Origin of the sequence: Sphingomonas sp. (assembly GCF_035944535.1) — a bacterium.
Taxonomy (GTDB): domain Bacteria; phylum Pseudomonadota; class Alphaproteobacteria; order Sphingomonadales; family Sphingomonadaceae; genus Sphingomonas_B.
Genome location: NZ_DASZBC010000007.1, coordinates 81,526 through 103,386, shown reverse-complemented (window position 1 = coordinate 103,386; position 21,861 = coordinate 81,526). Strand labels below are relative to the sequence as shown.

The 21,861-nt window shown below is 65.6% G+C and carries 13 protein-coding genes; 5 read left to right on the top strand and 8 right to left on the bottom strand.

Translation table 11 applies throughout. The features are described 5' to 3' along the window. Positions 1 to 28: 28 nt before the first annotated feature. Complete coding sequence (locus VGT77_RS07390) at positions 29 to 328, top strand: hypothetical protein (RefSeq protein ID WP_327461097.1); 300 nt, start codon at positions 29 to 31, stop codon at positions 326 to 328. Here the strand turns inward: VGT77_RS07390 and VGT77_RS07385 are convergent. The 8 genes from VGT77_RS07385 to VGT77_RS07350 all read right to left on the bottom strand — a co-directional run bounded on the left by VGT77_RS07385 (position 314) and on the right by VGT77_RS07350 (position 16,828). Continuing rightward, a complete protein-coding gene (locus VGT77_RS07385) occupies positions 314 to 1,108 on the bottom strand; it encodes a potassium channel family protein (RefSeq protein WP_327461095.1) in 795 nt (264 codons plus the stop codon). The two genes, VGT77_RS07390 and VGT77_RS07385, sit on opposite strands and share 15 nt — an antisense overlap. 96 nt (positions 1,109 to 1,204) lie before the next feature. After that, the gene (rpoC, locus tag VGT77_RS07380; protein WP_327461093.1) at positions 1,205 to 5,473 is read right to left on the bottom strand and encodes a DNA-directed RNA polymerase subunit beta'; all 4,269 of its coding nucleotides are present in this window, start codon (positions 5,471 to 5,473) and stop codon (positions 1,205 to 1,207) included. Positions 5,474 to 5,583: 110 nt separating this feature from the next. Then, on the bottom strand, positions 5,584 to 9,747 hold the full coding sequence (rpoB, locus tag VGT77_RS07375; RefSeq protein WP_327461091.1) for a DNA-directed RNA polymerase subunit beta: 4,164 nt from the start codon (positions 9,745 to 9,747) through the stop codon (positions 5,584 to 5,586). A 280-nt stretch (positions 9,748 to 10,027) separates the two neighbouring features. After that, positions 10,028 to 12,694: a pyruvate, phosphate dikinase gene (gene ppdK / locus VGT77_RS07370; protein ID WP_327461089.1), complete on the bottom strand. Its 2,667-nt coding sequence runs from the start codon at positions 12,692 to 12,694 to the stop codon at positions 10,028 to 10,030. Between the two features lie 58 nt (positions 12,695 to 12,752). Further along, the gene (glyS, locus tag VGT77_RS07365) at positions 12,753 to 15,035 is read right to left on the bottom strand and encodes a glycine--tRNA ligase subunit beta (RefSeq protein WP_327461087.1); all 2,283 of its coding nucleotides are present in this window, start codon (positions 15,033 to 15,035) and stop codon (positions 12,753 to 12,755) included. Further along, positions 15,028 to 15,459, bottom strand: a complete 432-nt coding sequence (locus VGT77_RS07360) for an endonuclease domain-containing protein (RefSeq protein ID WP_327461085.1) — start codon at positions 15,457 to 15,459, stop codon at positions 15,028 to 15,030. Before VGT77_RS07360 ends, glyS begins: the two co-directional genes overlap by 8 nt. A 110-nt stretch (positions 15,460 to 15,569) precedes the next feature. Further along, the gene (locus VGT77_RS07355; RefSeq protein ID WP_327461083.1) at positions 15,570 to 16,439 is read right to left on the bottom strand and encodes a glycine--tRNA ligase subunit alpha; all 870 of its coding nucleotides are present in this window, start codon (positions 16,437 to 16,439) and stop codon (positions 15,570 to 15,572) included. 110 nt (positions 16,440 to 16,549) lie between these two features. After that, the gene (locus VGT77_RS07350) at positions 16,550 to 16,828 is read right to left on the bottom strand and encodes a hypothetical protein (protein ID WP_327461081.1); all 279 of its coding nucleotides are present in this window, start codon (positions 16,826 to 16,828) and stop codon (positions 16,550 to 16,552) included. Positions 16,829 to 16,900: 72 nt separating this feature from the next. Here VGT77_RS07350 and VGT77_RS07345 point away from each other — a divergent pair, with 72 nt between their 5' ends. From VGT77_RS07345 to VGT77_RS07330, 4 genes are all read left to right on the top strand, one after another. Further along, entirely contained in the window at positions 16,901 to 17,680 is a 780-nt protein-coding gene (locus VGT77_RS07345) for an SDR family oxidoreductase (RefSeq protein ID WP_327461078.1), read from the top strand. 142 nt (positions 17,681 to 17,822) lie between these two features. Further along, positions 17,823 to 18,926 (top strand): glutamate 5-kinase, encoded by a 1,104-nt coding sequence (gene proB, locus VGT77_RS07340; RefSeq protein WP_327461076.1) that lies wholly within the window; start codon positions 17,823 to 17,825, stop codon positions 18,924 to 18,926. A gap of 4 nt (positions 18,927 to 18,930) precedes the next feature. Further along, positions 18,931 to 19,842: an NAD-dependent epimerase/dehydratase family protein gene (locus VGT77_RS07335; RefSeq protein ID WP_327461074.1), complete on the top strand. Its 912-nt coding sequence runs from the start codon at positions 18,931 to 18,933 to the stop codon at positions 19,840 to 19,842. A 158-nt stretch (positions 19,843 to 20,000) separates the two neighbouring features. Next, positions 20,001 to 21,782 carry a DUF885 domain-containing protein gene (locus tag VGT77_RS07330; RefSeq protein WP_414713365.1) on the top strand — a complete coding sequence of 594 codons (1,782 nt, stop codon included), beginning with the start codon at positions 20,001 to 20,003 and terminating at the stop codon, positions 21,780 to 21,782. Positions 21,783 to 21,861 lie beyond the last annotated feature (79 nt).

Below are 21,861 nucleotides of genomic sequence, written 5' to 3'. Positions count from 1 at the left end.
GGGGCGCAGCTCCGCGCCAAAGAGGCGCATGCGGCTCGGGGAAACAGTCAAACGGCAGGCAACGCGCGCCGGACTTTGCGCGGCACTGGCAGCCCTGCTCCTCTGGCCCGCCTTTGCCATCGCGCAAGGCTGGCTCCGCTGGCCCTTCGCCGCGGCTCTTGCCGTTGCCGCGGTGAGCGGCGGCGCGATCCTGATCATCACCCTGTCCGACATGCTCACCATCCGCCGCAGCCGCCATGCACGTCCTGCGCGCGTGTTCGATCTGGTGCTGGGAGCCGCGCTTGCGCTTCCCTGTGCCGCCGGACTAGCCGATCTATTGCTGATCTAGTCGCGCGCCTGTCGCACCTTTCTGGAACGCCTCGCTGAATGCACCTGCGAGAATGCCGGCCGGCAGAGCGATCACGCCGATGCCCGCGATTGCCAGCACAGAGGCAACGAGCTTGCCCGCAGGCGTGATCGGATAGACGTCGCCATAGCCGATCGTGGTGAGCGTGATGACGGCCCACCAGAGCGCGCGCGGCACGCTGCCGAATTGCTGCGGCTGGAGCTGGCCCTCGATCCAGAACAGCGCGGTCGCGCCGACGATCAGGAGCAGCGCCGCCAAGGTCAGCCCCAGCTCATAGGATCGGCTCCGCACTGCCCAGAGCAGACGCTGGAGCGCAGTCGAGGTGCGGCCCAGTTTGGCCAGGCGCAAGATACGCAACAAACGGACGAGCCGCAGGGGCATCAAGGCGGACCCCATAAGCGGCGCAACAGTCGCGAGCAGGACCACCAAGTCGATCAGCGACGAGGGAGTGAAAAGAAAGCGCAAGCGGCTGGTCGCAGCTGGCACTCCGGGTCGTTCGGCGGCGGTCCAGAGTCTGGCCAGGAACTCGCAGGCAAAGAGAACCAAAAAACCGAGCTCGCCAGCCGCGAACCAGCCGCTCCACCTGGCATCCAGCTCCGGTTCGGTCTCCAATATCGCGAGGAGTGTGGCGGCGAGAATGGCGACGATCAGCAGCCGGTTGAGCACCGACAAGCCAGATGCGCGCGCCTGCGGATCGAGCTGCAGATAGAGCCGCCACCGCAGCGTCGCCGCCGCTTCTCCAGCCGTAACGTCCCCGCTCATCCGCTTGCCCCCGAGCCGAACGGTAAGACGTGACCTAAGACGAGAAAAGCCCCGGCGTTTCCACCGGGGCTCTCCTTTTCACCTAGAGCTGCGGGATCACTTCTGCAGGTAATCGCCGGCGGCCTCGTCCGAGCCGTCGCCGCTGACCACCGCGACTGCGAGCGGATCGTCGCCGCTATCGTCCTCGACCGGACGGCGCAGCTCGGCGGCATGCTCTTCCGCGGCGCTGTCCGGCGCCACGAGCGAGGCCTGCCAGTTGCGCTGGGCGGCACGGAGGGCGGCATCGCGGCTGGAGGCGGCGACGCGGAGGCGGTTCATGCCCGCACCCGTGCCCGCCGGGATCAGCCGGCCGACGATGACGTTTTCCTTCAGGCCCATCAGCGTGTCCTTCTTGCCCTGGACCGCCGCTTCGGTGAGCACTCGGGTCGTCTCCTGGAAGGAAGCGGCCGAGATGAAGCTGCGGGTCTGGAGCGACGCCTTGGTGATGCCCAACAGGACCGGCTTGCCCTCGGCCGGGCGCTGGCCTTGGCTCAGCTTGGCGTTGACCTCGTCCATCTCCTCCCGATCGAGCTGCTCGCCGACCAGAAGGGTGGTATCGCCGGACTCGGTGATCTCGACCTTCTGCAGCATCTGACGAACGATCGTCTCGATGTGCTTGTCGTTGATCTTCACGCCCTGCAGTCGATAGACCTCCTGGATCTCCGACACGAGATATTCGGCGAGCGGCTCGATGCCGAGCACTTCCAGGATATCGTGCGGATCGGGCGAGCCGCCGATCAGGTTGTCGCCACGCTTGACGTAATCGCCTTCCTGGACGTCGATTACCTTCGACTTCGGCACCAGATATTCGACGACCTCGCCGCCGTCATCCGGCTGGATGCCGATCTTGCGCTTGGCCTTATAGTCCTTGCCGAACACGACGCGGCCGGAGACCTTCGCGATGATCGCGTTTTCCTTCGGCTTGCGTGCCTCGAACAGCTCCGCCACCCGCGGCAGACCGCCGGTGATGTCGCGGGTCTTGGCCGCTTCGCGCGAGACGCGGGCGAGCACGTCGCCGGCCTGGACGGTCTGGCCATCCTCGACCGAGAGCATCGCGCCCGGCGCCAGCATGTAGCGGGCCGCCTCGCCCGACGCTTCGTCGAGAAGGGTAATGCGCGGACGCAGATCCTCCTTCGACTTGGTCGTCGCGCGATATTCAATGACCACGCGCTGCGCGATGCCGGTCGCCTCGTCCGTCTGCTCGACGAGCGTCTTGCCCTCGATCAGGTCCTGGAACTTCACCACCCCGGCCTTTTCGGTGATGATCGGCATGGTGAACGGATCCCATTCGGCAATCCGCTCGCCCTTCTGGACGATATGGCCGTCGTTCACGAGCAGGTGCGCACCGTAAGGCAGGCGATGGGTCGCCCGCTCACGGCCGTCCATGTCGAGGATCGCGATCTCGCCGTTCCGGGCAAGCGCGATGCGCCGGCCGCGGCTGTCGGTGATCGTCGGCAGGTCGCGGAACTCGATGCGGCCGTCGCTGACCGCTTCGAGGTTCGACTGCTCGTTCAGCTGCGCCGCGCCGCCGATGTGGAAGGTCCGCATCGTCAGCTGAGTGCCCGGCTCGCCGATCGACTGGGCCGCGATGACGCCAACCGCTTCGCCGATATTGACCGGGGTGCCCCGGGCAAGGTCGCGGCCATAGCAGGCGCCGCAGACGCCGCCCTTCGATTCGCAGATCAGCGGGCTACGGATACGCACCGACTGGATGCTCATTTCCTCGAGACGGGCGACCATGGCTTCGTCGAGGAGCGTGCCTTCCGAGACCAGCACTTCGTTGGTCTTGGAGTCGACGATGTCCTCGGCAGTGGTGCGACCGAGCACGCGCTCGGCCAGCGAGGCGATGGTGGCGCCGCCCTGGACGATGGCCTTCATTTCGAGCGCACGCTCGGTGCCGCAATCCTCTTCGACGACAACGCAATCCTGCGACACGTCGACGAGACGGCGGGTCAGGTAGCCTGAGTTCGCGGTCTTCAGCGCGGTATCGGCCAGCCCCTTGCGGGCGCCGTGGGTGGAGTTGAAGTATTCGAGGACGGTCAGACCTTCCTTGAAGTTCGAGATGATCGGCGTTTCGATGATCTCGCCCGATGGCTTGGCCATCAGGCCGCGCATGCCGGCGAGCTGCTTCATCTGCGCCTGCGAACCACGGGCACCGGAGTGCGCCATCATGTAGATGGAGTTGATCGGGGCCAGACGTCCGTTCGCGTCCTTGGGCGTCGCCTTGATCTCTTCCATCATCGCGTTCGCGACCTGGTCGCCGCAACGGCTCCAGGCGTCGATCACCTTGTTGTACTTTTCCTGCTGGGTGATCAGGCCGTCCTGGTACTGCTGCTCGTAATCCTTCACGAGCAGGCGCGTTTCGTCGACCGTCGCTTCCTTCGACGCCGGGATGATCATGTCATCCTTGCCGAACGAGATGCCGGCCTTGAACGCGTGGCGGAAGCCCAGCGCCATGATGGCGTCGGCGAACAGCACCGTCTCCTTCTGGCCGGTGTGGCGATAGACCACGTCGATGACGTCGCCGATCTCCTTCTTCGTCAGAAGGCGGTTGACGGTTTCGAACGGCACCCGGTGCGACTTGGGCAGGGTCTCGCCCAAAAGCATGCGGCCCGGCGTCGTCTCGACGCGCTTCATATAGGTGTTGCCGTTCTCGTCGGTCTGCGGAACGCGGCTGATGATCTTTGAGTGAAGCGTCACTGCGCCGCTGTCGAGCGCCTGGTGCACCTCGGCCATGTCCGAGATCATCATGCCCTCGCCCGGCTCGCCTTCGCGCTCCATCGAGAGGTAATAAAGACCCAGCACCATGTCCTGCGACGGCACGATGATCGGCTTGCCGTTGGCGGGCGACAGGATGTTGTTAGTCGACATCATCAGCACGCGCGCTTCCAGCTGCGCCTCAAGGCTCAGCGGGACGTGTACGGCCATCTGATCACCGTCGAAGTCCGCGTTGAACGCGGAGCAGACCAGCGGGTGGAGCTGGATCGCCTTGCCCTCGATCAGCACTGGCTCGAACGCCTGGATGCCGAGGCGGTGGAGCGTCGGCGCACGGTTCAGCAGCACCGGATGCTCGCGGATCACCTCGTCAAGGATGTCCCAGACTTCCTTGCGCTCCTTTTCGACCCACTTCTTGGCCTGCTTGAGCGTCATCGACAGGCCCTTGGCGTCAAGGCGCGCGTAGATGAACGGCTTGAACAGCTCCAAGGCCATCTTCTTCGGCAGGCCGCACTGATGCAGCTTCAGCTCCGGGCCGGTCACGATCACCGAACGGCCCGAATAGTCGACGCGCTTGCCGAGCAGGTTCTGGCGGAAGCGGCCCTGCTTGCCCTTCAGCATGTCGGACAGCGACTTGAGCGGACGCTTGTTCGCACCGGTGATGGTGCGGCCGCGACGGCCATTGTCGAACAGCGCGTCGACCGCTTCCTGCAACATGCGCTTTTCGTTGCGGACGATGATGTCCGGTGCGCGCAGCTCCATCAGCCGCTTCAGGCGGTTGTTACGGTTGATGACGCGGCGATAAAGGTCGTTCAGGTCTGACGTCGCAAAGCGACCGCCGTCCAGCGGCACCAGCGGGCGCAGCTCGGGCGGGATGACCGGAATGACGTTCAGGATCATCCACTCCGGACGGTTGCCGGATTCGATGAAGCTCTCGACGACCTTCAGCCGCTTGATGATCTTCTTGGGCTTGAGCTCCGACTTGGTGGTCGCCAGCTCTTCCAGAAGCTGGGTGCGCTCCCCTTCGAGATCGAGGCTTTCGAGCATGATGCGGACCGCTTCCGCGCCGATGCCGGCGGAGAAGGCGTCCTCGCCATATTCATCCTGCGCGGTCAGCAGCTCGTCTTCGGTCAGCAGCTGGTAGCGCTCGAGCGGGGTCAGGCCCGGCTCGATCACGACATAGGCTTCGAAATAGAGGATGCGCTCCAGCTGCTTCAGCTGCATGTCGAGCAGCAGGCCGATGCGCGAGGGCAGCGACTTCAGGAACCAGATATGGGCGACCGGCGCAGCCAGCTCGATATGGCCCATCCGCTCACGCCGGACCTTCGAGACGGTGACCTCGACGCCGCACTTTTCGCAGACGATGCCCTTATACTTCATGCGCTTGTACTTGCCGCACAAGCACTCGTAATCCTTGATCGGGCCGAAGATGCGCGCGCAGAACAGGCCGTCACGTTCCGGCTTGAACGTACGGTAGTTGATCGTCTCGGGCTTCTTGATCTCGCCGAACGACCAGGAACGGATCCGCTCCGGCGACGCGATGCCGATCTGGATCTGGTCGAACGTCTCCGGCTTGGTCAGCGGATTGGCAAAGGGGGTCATCTCGTTCATGTCTTGCTCCAGTTCCCCTCCCGTTCGCGGGAGGGGTTAGGGGAGGAAATATCGTGAGGGAGGCGCTTGCCCCTCCCCCGTCCCCTCCCGCGAGCGGGAGGGGAGAAGAGTTACTCCGCGGCCTCGGCGAGCTCGTCGCCGTCGTCGGGCAACGCGTCCATCGTGTTCAGCTCGACGTTTAGGCCCAGCGAGCGCATCTCCTTGACGAGCACGTTGAAGCTCTCCGGAATGCCGGCCTCGAAGGTGTCGTCGCCCTTGACGATCGCCTCATAGACCTTGGTGCGGCCGACCACGTCGTCGGACTTCACCGTCAGCATTTCCTGCAAGGTATAGGCGGCGCCGTAGGCCTGGAGCGCCCAAACCTCCATTTCGCCGAAGCGCTGGCCGCCGAACTGCGCCTTGCCGCCCAGCGGCTGCTGGGTGACGAGCGAGTAAGGCCCGATCGAACGCGCGTGGATCTTGTCGTCGACCAGGTGGTGCAGCTTCAGCATATAGATGTAGCCCACGGTCACCTTACGGTCGAACGCCTCACCGGTGCGGCCGTCGTAGAGCGTCGACTGGCCCGACGAGTCGAGACCTGCCAGCTCCAGCATCGCCGACACGTCCGCCTCGCGAGCGCCGTCGAACACCGGCGTTGCCATCGGCACGCCGTTCTTCAACAGCTGCGCCATCTCCACGATATCGTCGTCGGAGCGGCCGTCGATCTCGGCGGCATAGTCGTCGCCATAGACCGTCTTCAGCCGGTCGCGGACCGCCTGCGGAGCAGCGCCGCCCTGCGCGTCCGGATTGGCCTCGCGCCAGCCTTCCAGAGCCTCGGTGATCTGGCGGCCGAGACCGCGCGCGGCCCAGCCCAGATGCGTTTCGAAGATCTGGCCGACGTTCATCCGGCTCGGCACGCCCAGCGGATTGAGCACGATGTCAACATGTGTGCCGTCTTCCAGGAACGGCATGTCCTCGATCGGCAGGATGCGGCTGATCACGCCCTTGTTGCCGTGACGGCCGGCCATCTTGTCGCCCGGCTGCAGCTTGCGCTTCACCGCGACGAACACCTTGACCATTTTCAAGACTCCCGGCGGCAGCTCGTCGCCCCGCTCCAGCTTCTCGCGCCGATCCTCGAACTTCTCGTTGATCGACTTCACGGCCTCGTCATACTGCGCCTTGACCGCCTCGATGTCGGCCTGGACGCGGTCGTCCTGCACCGCGAACTTCCACCATTCGTGACGCTCAACTTCATTCAGGAGCGCGTCGTCGATGGTCGAGCCCTTCTTGACACCCTTGGGCGCCGCGGTCGCGACCTGGCCGAGCAGCATCTCGCGGAGCCGCGACCAGGTGGCGCGGTTGAGGATGCCGCGCTCGTCGTCGGCATCCTTGCGGAGCCGCTCGATCTCCTCGCGCTCGATCGCGAGCGCACGCTCGTCCTTATCGATGCCGTGCCGGTTGAACACGCGCACATCGACGACCGTACCAGTCACGCCCGGCGGCAGGCGCAGCGACGTGTCGCGCACGTCCGACGCCTTCTCGCCGAAGATGGCGCGGAGGAGCTTTTCCTCCGGCGTCATCGGGCTTTCGCCCTTCGGCGTGATCTTGCCGACGAGGATATCGCCCGGCTCAACCTCTGCGCCGATATAGACGATGCCCGCCTCGTCGAGGTTGCGAAGCGCTTCCTCGCCGACATTCGGAATGTCGCGGGTGATGTCCTCGGGCCCGAGCTTGGTATCGCGGGCCATGACTTCGAACTCGTCGATATGGATCGACGTGAACACGTCGTCCTTCACGATCCGCTCTGAGATCAGGATCGAGTCTTCGTAGTTGTAACCGTTCCACGGCATGAACGCGACAAGCGCGTTGCGGCCGAGCGCCAGCTCGCCGAACTCGGTCGAGGGGCCGTCGGCGATGATATCGCCGGCAGCGACTGCATCGCCCACCTTCACCAGCGGACGCTGGTTGATGCAGGTCGACTGGTTCGAACGCTCGAACTTCATCAGCCGGTAGATGTCGACGCCCGACTTGCCGGCCTCGACCTCGCCGGTGGCGCGGACGACGATACGGGTCGCATCGACCTGGTCGACGATACCGGCGCGCTTGGCCGCGATCGCCGCGCCCGAATCCCGCGCGACGGTCTCTTCCATGCCGGTGCCGACGAACGGCGCTTCGGCGCGAACCAGCGGCACCGCTTGGCGCTGCATGTTCGATCCCATCAGCGCGCGGTTCGCGTCGTCATTCTCCAGGAACGGAATGAGCGAAGCGGCGACCGAGACAAGCTGCTTCGGCGACACGTCCATCAGCGTGATCTGCTCAGGGAGTGCCATCAGGAACTCGCCAGCCTGGCGAGCCGAGACGAGCTCCTCGGTAAAGCGGCCTTCGGCATCCAGCTCGGCATTCGCCTGCGCGATGGTGTGCTTGGCCTCTTCCATCGCCGACAGATAGACGACGTCGTTGGTGACCTTTCCGTCGACGATGCGGCGATACGGCGTCTCGATGAAGCCATATTTGTTGACCCGGCTGAACGACGCGAGCGAATTGATCAGGCCGATGTTCGGCCCTTCCGGCGTCTCGATCGGGCAAATGCGGCCATAGTGGGTCGGGTGGACGTCGCGAACCTCAAAGCCCGCGCGCTCGCGGGTCAGACCGCCCGGCCCGAGCGCCGACACGCGACGCTTGTGGGTCACTTCCGACAGCGGGTTGGTCTGATCCATGAACTGCGACAGCTGCGACGAGCCGAAGAACTCGCGCACCGCGGCGACGGCAGGCTTCGCGTTGATCAGGTCGTTCGGCATCACGGTCGACACGTCGACCGAGCTCATGCGCTCCTTCACGGCGCGCTCCATGCGGAGGAGCCCCACGCGATACTGATTCTCGAGCAGCTCGCCGACCGAACGGACGCGGCGGTTGCCGAGATTGTCGATATCGTCGATCTCGCCCTTCCCGTCCTTCAGGTTCACCAGTTCCTTAACGACCGCGAGGATGTCCTCGGTGCGCAGCGTCGTGATCGTGTCCTCGGCGTCCAAGCCCAGGCGCATGTTGAGCTTGACGCGGCCGACGGCCGACAGGTCGTAGCGCTCCGGATCGAAGAACAGGCCGGCGAACAGCGCCTCGGCGGTTTCCTTCGTCGGCGGCTCGCCAGGGCGCATGACGCGATAGATGTCGCTGAGCGCCTGGTCGCGATCCTCGGCCTTGTCGACCTTCAGCGTGTTGCGGATCCAGGGACCGGTGTTGACGTGATCGATGTCGAGCAGCTCGACGCGGTCGAGCCCGGCCTTATCCAGCTTCTCGAGATTCTCAGGGCTGACCTCGTCGCCGGCTTCGATGTAGATCTCGCCAGTCGCCTCATTGATCAGGTCGAGCGCGGAATAGCGGCCGAAAATCTCCTCGGTCGGGATCAAGAGCGTGGTGAGGCCGTCCTTGGCCGCCTTGTTGGCGGCGCGCGGCGTGACCTTCTGGCCGGCGGCGAACACGACTTCACCGGTCTCGCCGTTAACGACGTCGAACTGCGGCTTCTGCCCGCGCCAATTCTCGACGACGAACGGCACCTTCCAGCCGCCCTGGCCGCGCTCCCACGTCACCGTGTTGTAGAAATGGTGGAGGATCTCCTCGCCGTTCAGGCCGAGGGCGAGCAGCAGCGAGGTGACCGGCAACTTGCGCTTGCGGTCGATGCGGACGTTGACGATGTCCTTGGCGTCGAACTCGAAGTCGAGCCACGAGCCGCGATAGGGGATCACCCGCGCGGCGAAGAGATATTTGCCCGAAGCGTGCGTCTTGCCGCGATCATGGTCGAACAGCACACCCGGCGAACGGTGCATCTGCGAGACGATGACGCGCTCGGTGCCGTTGATGAAGAAGGTGCCGTTCTGCGTCATGAGCGGCATGTCGCCCATGTACACGTCCTGCTCCTTGATATCGAGCACGGAGCGGGAATCCGTGTCCGCATCGACCTCGAACACGATTAGGCGCAGCGTGACGCGCATCGGCGCCGCATAGGTGATGCCGCGCTGGCGGCATTCTTCCACGTCGTATTTGGGCGGTTCGAGTTCGTAATGGACGAAGTCGAGCTCGGCGGTGCCGGCAAAGTCGCGGATCGGGAACACGCTGCGCAGCGTCTTTTCCAGGCCCGACACATAGCCGGTCGACGGATCGGAGCGCAGGAACTGTTCGTAGCTTTCGCGCTGGACCTCGATCAGGTTCGGCATCTGCACCACTTCGTGGATGTTGCCGAAAACCTTGCGGATACGCTTGGACGCACGGCCAGCCGAAGCCGGAACTGCCTGAGTCGCCATGGGGGTTTAGTGCCTCGCCGTTAGAATCCGGACGCAGACCCGACACAAAAAGCCGCGTGTCCTCATAGCGAGAACCGCAGCTTCAGGCGTTCGGGCAACCACCAGTTTTCCATTCGTTCGGCCCGCCGCGCCACCTGCGTGCCATGTCCCGAAAACTGTGGTGAGGGGCGCGATATAGGATTCAGGACGAGGTGTGGCAACCCCAAACCCGTTCGCTTCGATCGAAGTCGAGAAGCGCTGGTCCGGATGTGCGTTTCTCGACTTCGCTCGAAACGACGGACTATTGAGTGGTCCTTAGCGCGGCCTGCGCGGCCGCTAACCGCGCGATCGGCACGCGATAGGGCGAGGCGCTGACGTAATCGAGGCCGACGCTCTCGCAAAAAGCGATCGAGGCCGGGTCGCCGCCATGTTCTCCGCAGATGCCGAGCTTAATGTCGGGCCGTGTCTGGCGCCCGCGTTCGGCGGCGATCTGGATCAGTTCGCCGACGCCTTCGATGTCGAGGGTGACGAACGGGTCGCGGGCGAAGATGCCCTTGTCGACATAAGCGGTGAGAAAGCGGCCGGCGTCGTCGCGGCTGACGCCGAGCGTCGTTTGAGTAAGGTCGTTGGTGCCGAAGGAGAAGAAGGCGCCGACTTCGGCGATCTCGCCGGCCTTCAGCGCCGCGCGGGGCAACTCGATCATCGTGCCGACCAGATAGTCGATGCGCCGGCCCTTCTCGGCAAACACCGCCTCTGCAGTCCTATCGATCACGTCCTTCATCAGCTCGAGCTCGCGCTTCGTTGCGACGAGCGGGACCATGACCTCGGGGATCGGCGCCGCGCCTGTCTTTTCTGCGACCTCCACAGCCGCTTCGAAGATGGCCTGGGCCTGCATCTCGTAGATTTCGGGATAGGTGACGCCCAGTCGGCAGCCGCGATGGCCGAGCATCGGGTTGAACTCGTGCAGTTCCGCCGCGCGGCGCTTCAGCGTCTCGACGCCGACCCCCGCCGCCTCGGCGACCTCGGCGAACTCCTCTTCCTCATGCGGCAGGAACTCGTGCAGCGGCGGGTCGAGCAGCCGGATGGTGACCGGCAAGCCCGCCATGATCTCAAAAATCTCGGCGAAGTCACTGCGCTGCTCGGGGAGCAATTTCGCGAGCGCCAAGCGGCGGCCCTTCTCGCTGTCGGCGAGGATCATCTGGCGGACGGCGGTGATCCGCGCTGCGTCGAAGAACATATGCTCGGTGCGGCACAGCCCGATGCCCTCCGCGCCAAAACCGCGCGCCGTGCGGCAGTCGAGCGGCGTCTCAGCATTGGTGCGGACCTTCAACCGGCGGACTCCGTCCGCCCATTCCATCAGCACGCCGAAATCGCCGGCCAGCTCCGGCTGCACGGTCGGCACCGAGCCGGCCATCACTTCGCCGGTCGCGCCGTCAATCGTGATCGTGTCGCCTTCGCGGATGGTGCGATCGCCGATGCGGAACAGCTTCGCCTTGGCGTCAATCGCGAGCGTGCCGGCGCCGGAGACGCAGGGCCGGCCCATGCCGCGCGCGACCACGGCCGCGTGGCTGGTCATGCCGCCGCGCGCCGTCAGAATGCCCTTGGCCGCGTGCATGCCGTGGATGTCTTCTGGGCTAGTCTCGATACGGACCAAGATCACGGCGGCGCCCAACTGAGCGCGCGTTTCGGCGGTGTCGGCGTCGAACACCACTTCGCCTGAGGCGGCGCCGGGTGATGCAGGGAGCCCCTTGGTCAGCACGTCGCGGTCTGCTTCCGGATCGAGCGTCGGGTGGAGCAATTGATCGAGCGCCTGCGGATCGACGCGGCCGACGGCTTCGGCGCGGGTGATCAGCCCCTCCTCCGCCATGTCGACGGCGATCTTGAGCGCGGCCTTGGCGGTGCGCTTGCCCGAACGCGTCTGCAGCATCCAGAGCTTGCCACGCTCTACGGTGAACTCGATGTCCTGCATGTCGCGATAATGGGTCTCGAGCAGGTCGAAGACGCGGGCGAGCTCGGCATAGGTCTCCGGCATCGCCTCTTCCATGCTGAGCGGCTTGGCGCCCGCCGCCTCGCGCGCGGCGCGGGTCAGATATTGCGGCGTGCGGATGCCGGCGACGACGTCCTCGCCCTGCGCGTTGATCAGGAACTCGCCATAATAGGCGCGCTCGCCGGTCGACGGGTTGCGGGTGAAGGCAACGCCTGTCGCCGACGTCTCGCCCATATTGCCGAACACCATCGCCTGGACGTTGACCGCGGTGCCCCAGTCGCCCGGAATGTCATTGAGGCGGCGATAGACCTTGGCACGGTCGGACTCCCACGATCCGAACACCGCACCGATCGCGCCCCAGAGCTGATCATGCACGTCCTGCGGGAAGGGCTTGCCCCATTGCTGCTCGACCAGGCGCTTGTACTCGGCGGTGAGCTTCTTCCAGTCCTCGGCCGTCATGTCGGTGTCGAGGAAGTGGCCCTGGTCTTCCTTGGCGATCTCCAACGCTTCCTCGAACGCGCCATGGTCGAGGCCGAGCACCACGTCCGAATACATTTGGATGAAGCGGCGATAGCTGTCCCAGGCGAAACGCTCGTCGCCGGAGGTGGCGGCGAGTCCGACCACCGTCGCGTCGTTGAGGCCGAGGTTCAGCACGGTGTCCATCATGCCCGGCATCGACACGCGGGCGCCCGAGCGGACCGAGACGAGCAGCGGGTCGGCGGGGTCGCCGAAGCGTTTGCCGGTGACGTCCTCGAGATGGGCAAGGCCGGTTGCCACTTCGGACCGCACGCTGTCGGGAAAGCTTTGCCCCTCGGCATAATAGCGGGTGCACATTTCGGTGCTGATCGTGAAGCCCGGCGGCACCGGCAGGCCGATCGAGGCCATGCCGTCGAGATTGGCGCCCTTGCCGCCGAGCAGCTCCTTGTTGAGGCCGCGTCCGTCCGACACTCCGCCTCCGAAGCGGTACACATATTGCGTCATTCACTCGTCCCTGTTGGCAGGCGAAAGGTCACGAAAGGTCGCACTGGCTATGACCGGCTCAGCCCTCGATCCGGGAGAAGTCCGCCACCTGGTGCACGGCGTCGCGCATCCGCGCGAGCAGGTTCAACCGCGCGGCGCGCTTCGCTGGATCGGGATCGTTCACCGTCACCTTTTCAAAGAACGCGTCGACGGGCCCGCGCAAACTCGCCAACGCCGCCATCGCCCCTTCGAAATCCTCACGCGCCACCGCCTCCCGCGCCCGCGGCTCCGCTGAGTCGAGCGCCGCGATCAGCGATGATTCCTCAGGCGCAGGCGAATAGGACAGCGAATTCACCGCGAGCGCATCGCGCAGATCCTCGGCCATGACGAACGGGTCTTCCTCGCCGGTTTGCGGGATGCCTTGCACTGTTCCCTCTCCCTCCGGGAGAGGGAGGGGCCCAGCCGAAGGTTGGGAGGGTGAGGGCGAAAACGCCCAGTCGTCCTCACCCCGCTCGCCTTCGGCGAGTCGACCCTCTCCCGACGGGAGAGGGTTGGCGGGCCACCCCTCCTTCTTCAGGATATTCGCCGCGCGCTTATAGCCGGCGAGCAGGTCGCGGCCCTCGGCCGTCTCGACGAACGCCTGCAACGCCTTCACCCGAGCGAGCAGACGGACGAGGTCATCCTCCCCACCCAGCGCGAACACCGCGTCGATCAGGTCATGGCGGACACCGGCCTCGCGCTGCTGGACCTTCAGGCGGTCGGCGAAAAAGTCGAGGACATCCCGAGCCGCCATGCGGGCGAGCGGAAATCGCAGGCCGTTGTCGAGCATGAGCGCGATCACGCCGAGCGCCGAACGGCGGAGCGCGAAGGGGTCCTTAGAGCCGCTCGGCTTGAGATCGGCGCCAAAGAACTGAGCAATGCTGTCCAACTTATCCGCCAAACTCACCGCCACCGTCACCGGAGCGGTCGGCACTTCGTCGCCTTGGCCGACGGGTTTGTAGTGGTCGCGGATGGCGTCGGCGACTTGCGGCGGCAGGCCCTGGGCGCGGGCGTAATAGCCGCCCATCACGCCTTGCAGCTCGGGGAACTCGCCGACCATGCCGGTGACGAGGTCGGCCTTGCAGAGGCGGGCGGCCTGTTCGGCCATTTCCGCCAGCTCTTGTGTTCCCCGGCGGAGGCCGGGGTCCAGTGCTTCTGCAGACGACTCCTGGGCCCCGGCCTTCGCCGGGGAACAGTCCGCTTGCACGATCCCCTCTTCCACCAGCCAGCGGGCGAGCTTGGCGACGCGCTCGACCTTGTCGGCGACGGTGCCGAGCTTTTCGTGGAAGACGATCTTGTCGAGCTTGGGCAGCTGGTCCTGGAGCGGAACCTTCAGGTCCTGTTCCCAGAAAAATTTCGCGTCCGAAAGCCGCGCCGCCAATACCTTCTGATTGCCGGCCACGATCGCGGCCCCGTGATCGCGGGGCTCGACATTGGCGGTACAGATGAAGTTCGGGGCCAGCTTGCCTGCAGCGTCCAGGCACGCGAAATATTTCTGGTTGGTCGCCATGGTGAGCTGAATCACCTCGGGCGGGACTTCCAGGAAGCCGGGCTCGAACGAGCCGAGCAGCGGCACCGGCCACTCCGTCAACCCCGCATTCTCGCGCAGCAGCGCCTCGTCTCGGACGAGGGTGAGGCCGGCCTGGGCGGCGACATTGGCCGTGCCGGTGGCGATGATGTTCTCGCGCTCCTCATGGTCGACGATAACGTGGCAGGCGCGGAGCTTCGCCGCATAATCGTCGGCCGAGCCGATGGTGATGCGGCCGGAGTGGTGGAAGCGGTGGCCGACCGTGGCCGCGCCGGACGCGATGCCGTCGATCTCGCAGGCGACGATCTCTTCGCCGAACAGCGCGACGATACCTTGCAGCGGACGCACCCAGCGCAGGCTCTCGGTCGATTGCGAGGCGGCGCCCCAGCGCATCGACTTGGGCCAGGGAAAGGCGCGGACGATGGCGGGAATGGCCTCGGCGAGCACGGATGCGGTGGGGCGTCCCGGCTTGTCGACAACGGCGAAATACACGCCGTCCCTGTCGGTGAGCTGGTCCTGAGTGAGGCCCATCTTGCGGAGGAAGCCTTCGAGCGCCTGAGGCGGCGCAGAGGTGCGCGGGCCTTTCAGTTCCTCGCGAACCGATTCCGTCTGGACGGCGAGACCGCGGGCGATCAGCGCTAGGCGGCGGGGGGTGGAGTAGGTCTGGATCGCCTCTGCCTCCAGCCCGGCCTTGCCGATCTCGGCCGAGAACAGCCGGGCGAGGTCGTCGCGCGCGCGGGCCTGCATCCGCGCGGGGATTTCTTCCGACAGGAGTTCGAGGAGGAAGTCAGCCAACTTGATCCTCCCCATTTATGGGGAGGGGGACCGTTCCGGAGGAACGGTGGAGGGGGGTGTACATCTGGTGCGGAGTGGGTGGAGCCCCCCCTCCACCGGCTACGCCGGTCCCCCTCCCCGTGAACGGGGAGGATTTGGCGTAAGCGATCAGGGACGTTGCCGCCTCATCCGGATCACGCAGCACGTCAGACGCGAGGACACGGAGGACGTGGTAGCCTCGTGTTTCAAGCCAGGCAGTGCGTTGCTCGCCGCGGGCAGGGCGATCGCCCATGTCGTGGGCGAGGCCGTCCACCTCGACCACCCGCTTGGCGGCAGCGCAGTAGAAGTCGGCACGATAGGGACCGGTCGGATGCTGCTTGCGGAAGGCGATACCCTGCGGCGAACCTTTGAGGCGTTGCCAGAGCAGGACTTCTGGCAGGCTCATCTCGTGGCGGGCTTTGCGGGCCTCATACACTTCCGGCTTGCGTAGGCCGCGTGACGCGCCCCCTCCACCGCTCGCCTCGCGAGCGGTCCCCCTCCCCGTCCCGAGGAGGATCATGACTGCCACCCGTTCTTTTCCATCCAGGCAGCGCAGGCGCCTTTGGCGAGGTCGCGGACGCGGCCGATATAGGCCTGGCGTTCGGCGACAGAGATGACGCCCCGGGCGTTCAGCAGGTTGAAGATGTGGCTTGCCTTGATCGCCTGTTCATAGGCGGGGATGGGGAGCTTGCGCTCGAGGCAGCGCTCGCACTCTGCGGCGGCCTTGCGGAAGCCGTCGAACAGGCTGTCGGTATCCGCCACCTCGAAATTCCAGGTCGACATCTGGATCTCGTTTTCGAGGAACACGTCGCCATAAGTGACGCCCTGGCCGTTGAAGTCGAGATCGTACACGCGGTCGACATTCTGGATGTACATGGCCAGCCGTTCGAGACCGTAGGTGAGCTCGCCCGCGACAGGCTTGCAGTCGAAGCCGCCCATTTGCTGGAAATAGGTGAACTGGGTCACTTCCATGCCGTCGCACCAGACTTCCCAGCCCAGGCCCCAGGCGCCGAGCGTGGGCGACTCCCAGTCGTCCTCGACGAAGCGGATGTCGTGCTTGAGCAGATCGAGGCCGATCGCCTTCAAGCTGCCGAGATACAGCTCCTGCAGGTCGGGCGGGCTCGGCTTCAGGATGACCTGATATTGGTAATAATGCTGGAGCCGGTTGGGGTTCTCGCCATAGCGGCCGTCGGTCGGGCGGCGGCAGGGCTGGACGAAGGCGGCGTTCCACGGATCGGGACCGAGCGCCCGCAGCGTGGTCGCGGTATGGAAGGTGCCAGCGCCCATTTCCATATCATAGGGCTGCAGGATCACGCAGCCCTGATCCGCCCAATAGCGGTGAAGCGTGAGGATCAGGTCCTGAAAGCTGGGGGCGGCCTGGGTCAAAGCCGTTCGCACCTGCACAAAGGGCGTTCCGGAATCAACACTTCCTTGTGCTCCGGCGAAGGCCGGAGCGATGCCTCACAAAGCTCCGGCCTTCGCCGGAGCACAGAGAGTTAGTAATCCCAGCTTTCGCGCTGCATGGCGCGGCGTTGGCGTTCGACTTGCTTGCGGCGCCGCTCCTCCGCCTTTTGGCCGGCGCGCTCTTCCTTGGCGAGTTGCTCTTCCTGTTTGCGGATCTCGCGGCCGCGTTTCTCGTCCGCCTCGGACTGGCTGGTGGTGAGCTTGTCCGCCGTCCAGCCGACCGCCTTGACCGGCATGGTCGCGACGTCGAGCGCGGTCTTGGCGAGGCAGCCGCCCAAGGCGAACGGCAGAAGCAGAACGAACGCGCGCATCACGACCCCTGAAATGATTTGCCGGCGAGCCTAGGCCGGTGCACCTTCACAGGCAATGAACGGGAGGGGCCAATGGACGTGACCGTGATCACCGGCGCTTCGGCCGGGTTGGGCGAAGGCTTTGCGCGGGCGTTTGCTGCGAAAAAGCAGAACCTGCTGCTGGTCGCGCGGCGGGAGGAACGGCTGGCGGGGCTCGCCATCGAGCTCGCCGAACGGCACGGCGTCGCGGTCGAGACGCTGGCGATCGACCTAGCAGCGGACGATGCCGGCGAGACGCTGATGCGGGAAGCGGCGGAGCGCGGGCTCGTCATCGACCAGCTGATCAACAATGCCGGCTTCGGCGCGCGCGGCGCCTTTGCCGAGATCGGCCTCGACGAGCAGAAGCGGATGATTGCGCTCAACTGCACCGCGCTGATGGAGCTGTGCCACCGCGTGCTGCCCGGCATGATCGAGCGCCGGCGTGGCGGAATATTGAACGTCGCCTCCACCGCCTCCTTCCAGCCGGGGCCCTGGATGGCCGTTTATTACGCGACCAAGGCGTTCGTGCTCAGTTTCTCCGAGGCGCTGCACGAGGAAGTGCGCGGGCACGGCGTCCGGGTCGCCGCGCTTTGCCCCGGCCCGACCCGCACCGAGTTCGCGGATGTGGCCGGCATGACTGACAGCGAGCTGTTCAAGCGCTTCGCCAGCCCGGCGGAGTCGGTGGTGCGCGACGGGCTTGCGGCGCTGGAGAGCAACACGGCCGTGAAAGTGTCGGGCGTGATGAACAGCATCATGGCGGAGTCGATCCGCTTCACGCCGCGGCTGCTGGCGCGGCGGATTGCGGGCGGGTTGCAGAAGACGCGGCAGGGGTAAGTTCCCTCTCTGCGGTTCGGGCTGACCCTGTCGAAGCCGACCCTTTCTGGGCACGGCAGCAAGAAGGGAGGCCTTCGACAAGCTCAGGCCGAACCCGTCTCTTGCCTTTGCGCTCAGGCGATCCGGCGTTAACGCAGCCCTCATGCCGCATTTCGCACCTTCGACCTGCCCGCGCCTGATCGTGAAGATCGGGTCGGCGCTGCTCGTCGCCGCCGACGGGAGCGTGCGGCGGGACTGGCTGGCAGGGATTGCTGCCGACATTGCGGCGCGGTGCCGGGAGGGGCAGCAGGTCGCGGTCGTCTCATCAGGCGCCATCGCGCTGGGGGCGCGGCGGCTGAAGCTGCCGAAAGGCGGACGCGCTTCGCTGGAGGACGCGCAGGCCGCCGCAGCGACGGGGCAGATCGCGCTGAGCCAGGTCTGGGCGGAGGTGCTCGGCGCCGAGGGACTTACCGCGGCGCAGATGCTGGTGACGCTCAATGATCTCGAAGACCGGCGCCGTTACCTGAACGCCTCGGCGACGCTGGACCGGCTGCTCGGCTTGGGCGTGGTGCCGGTGATCAATGAGAATGACAGCGTCGCCACTACGGAGATCCGGTTCGGCGACAATGACCGGCTCGCGGCGCGCGTCGGCCAGGCCGCGGGGGCGGGCGGCGTGCTGCTGCTTTCCGACGTGGACGGGCTTTACGATGCCGATCCGAACAGCCGGGCGGACGCGAAGCTGCTCGAGCGGGTCGAAGCGATCGACGAGCGCATCCTGTCCTTCGCAGGGGCCAGTTCCGGGTCGGGGATGGGATCGGGCGGCATGCGGTCGAAGCTGGAGGCGGCGCGGATCGCCACCTGCGCCGGCATTGCCCTCGTCATTGCCAATGGTCGGACGGAGCGCCCGCTCGCCGGCGACCGGGGCACGTTGTTCACCGCGCAGGCGGGTGCGTCGCCGCGCAAGGCATGGCTGGCCGGCCGGCTGACCGTGCGCGGGCATGTGACCGTCGATGCCGGCGCCGCCAAGGCATTGCGTTCAGGATCCAGCTTGCTGGCGGCGGGAGCGACCGGACTCGAAGGCCGGTTCGAACGTGGCGACGTAATCGATATCCTCCATGAGGGCAAAGCGGTCGGGCGCGGACTGTCCGAATATGACGCCGCCGACGCCGCGCGAATCCTTGGCACGAAGAGCGATGCGCAGGCGGACATCCTGGGCTATGCGCCCCGCGCCGCCCTTGTTCACCGCGACCATTTCGTTCTGATCTGACCTTATGGCCCATCCCGTTCTCGCGATTACCGGAGGCACAGGCTTTGTCGGCTCGACACTCGTCCGCCACGCGGCGATGCGCGGCCACAAAGTGCGCGCGCTGACGCGCAAGCCGCAGCCGTCCAACAGCAAGATCGAGTGGATCGAAGGCGCACTCGACCGGCCCGAGTCGCTGGTGCGGCTTGCGGTCGGCGCCGATGTGGTCATCCATGTCGCAGGCGCGATCAACGCCCCCGATCGGGCCGGCTTCCAGGACGCCAACGTGTTCGGGACGCTGAACATGGTGGAGGCGGCGAAAGCGGCGGGTGTCAGGCGCTTCATCCATGTGAGTTCGATGGCGGCGCGCGAGCCGGAGTTGTCCGACTATGGCTGGTCCAAGGCGCGGTCGGAGCAAGTGGTCGGTGCCAGCGGGCTCGACTGGACGATCGTGCGCCCGCCGGCCGTCTACGGCCCCGGCGACCGCGAGACGTTGGAACTGTTCAAGATGGCCAGGCGCGGCCTCGTCTTCCTGCCGCCGGCGGGCCGCATCTCGGTGATCGAGGTGAGCGACCTATCCCGCTTCCTGCTGACCTTGATCGGCCATGAAGAAACGTTCGGTGAAACCTATGAGCCGGACGACGGCTACGAAAAAGGCTGGACGCACAAGCAGTTCGCCGAGTCGATTGGCGCCGCCGTCGGGCGCAAGAGCATCGCGACCGTGTCCATGCCTCGCCCCCTGCTGCGGCTCGGCGCGCGCGCGGACCGGCTGTTCCGCGGCAGGCGGGCCAAGCTGACGCTCGATCGCGCCAGCTATTTCAGCCACCCCGATTGGGTCTCGAAGCGCCGTCCGCCCGCCGAGCTTTGGCGCCCGCATATCGAGACCAATGCCGGGCTGAAGGCCACGGCCGTCGCCTATCGCGCCGCTGGCTGGCTTTGATCACGCTGTACTTAACCATCGTCATTGCAAGTGCAGCGAAGCAATCCAGCTGCGGCGTGTGCAGCTCTGGATTGCCGCGTCGCTTCGCTCCTCGCAATGACGAAAGGAGGTAGGCCGGGCGCAGCTGCCCCTCGACTTTTCCGGCGCGCTGCGGATGAATGACCGCAACGAACGAACCGGAGAAGATGATGCTGAAAAGCCTTGCCGCCGCCTTGATGCTCGCTGCGTCCACACCCGCGCTGGCCGCTGCGTCCGACGACCTGAAGCGAGTGATGGACGAACAATGGGCCTGGTTCCTGAAGTCGAACCCCGTCTATGCGACCAGCCTCGGTACGCGGACCTATGACGACCGCATCAACGATATCAGCCTGGCGGAGGCGGACCGGCAGGCCGCACAGGCCAAGACGTTCCTCGACCGGCTGAAGGCCATTCCCGACGCGCAGCTGAGCCCGGCCGAACGCACCAACAAGGCGATCCTCGCCCGGCTGCTCAACGAGCAGGTGGAAGGCAATCGCTACGGCCAGCGGCAGATGCTCTTCACGACCTATTATGGCTGGCATCAGGGCTTTGCCGGCATGTCGGAGCAGCTGCCCTTCGCGAAAAAGGCCGATTACGAGAACTATCTGAAACGGCTTAGCCAATATCCGGCGTATAATCAGGAAGCGATCCGGATCACGCGGCAGGCAGTGGCTCAAGGCTTCACCCAGCCGTGCGAAGCGATGAAGGGCTTTGAGAAGACGATCATCGGCGTGGTGACGGAAGACCCGAGCCAATCGCGCTTCTATGCCCCGTTCGCCGGCGCCAGGCCCGCCGACGCGACCGAGGCAGAATGGGCAGCGCTGCAGGCCCGCGCGAAGACGCTGATCACCCTCACGCTCAATCCCGAATACCGGCGCTTCCACGAATTCTACACGGCTGAATACGCGCCCAAATGCCGTAAGACGGTGGGCGCCTCGGCTATGCCCGGCGGCGGCGACTGGTATGCGTTCCGCGCGCGATCCGAAACCACGACTAACCTTACGCCCGAACAGATCCACCAGCTCGGCCTGAAGGAAGTCGCGCGCATCCGGGCGGAGATGGAGACGGTCGCCAGGCAGGCCGGCTTTGCGACGCGCGAGGCGTTCATCCAGGAACTGCGCACCAATCCCAAATATTACGCCAGGACTCCCGAAGAGCTGCTCGCCGCCGCAGCGTTGCAGTCGAAGCGGATCGACGGCATGCTCCCCAAATATTTCGGCCGGCTGCCACGGCTGCCTTATGGCGTGAAGGCGATTCCGGCGGAAATAGCGGAAGGCACCACCACCGCTTATGCGCAGACCGGTTCGCTCGCGACCGGAATCGCCAGCCAATATTTCGTGAACACGTCCAAGCTCGATCAGCGCCCTCTGTGGGAGCTGGCGGCGCTGACGCCGCACGAGGCGGCGCCGGGGCATCTCTTCCAGCTGGGCCTGCAACAGGAGCTGGAGCTGCCGGAGTTCCGCAAGCACCAGGCGAGCTTCACTGCCTATGTCGAGGGCTGGGCGCTCTATACCGAGCGGCTGGGCATCGAGATGGGCCTGTACGACACGCCCCAGAAGCAGATGGGGCGGCTGAGCTACGAGATGTGGCGTGCCTCACGTCTCGTCGTCGATACCGGGCTGCACGCCAAGGGCTGGACCAAGGCGCAGGCGGTCGCCTTCATGACCGACAACACTGCCTTGAGCGCCGCGAACATCGACGCGGAAGTGAACCGCTACATCTCATGGCCGGGCCAGGCGCTCGGCTATAAAATGGGCGAACTGAAAATCCGGGAGCTGCGGACGCGGGCGGAGCAGGAGCTGGGGCCAAAATTCGACCTGCGCCGCTTCCATGACGCGGTGCTTGGCCAGGGCGCGGTTCCGCTGGACGTGCTGGAGATGCAGATCGACAGCTGGATCGCGGGGGAGAAAAGCAAGACTTAGCGAAGAAGAACCGTTCGCTTCGAGCGAAATCGAGAAGCGGTGGCTGACGTCACGCGCGTTTCTCGACTTCGCTCGAAAT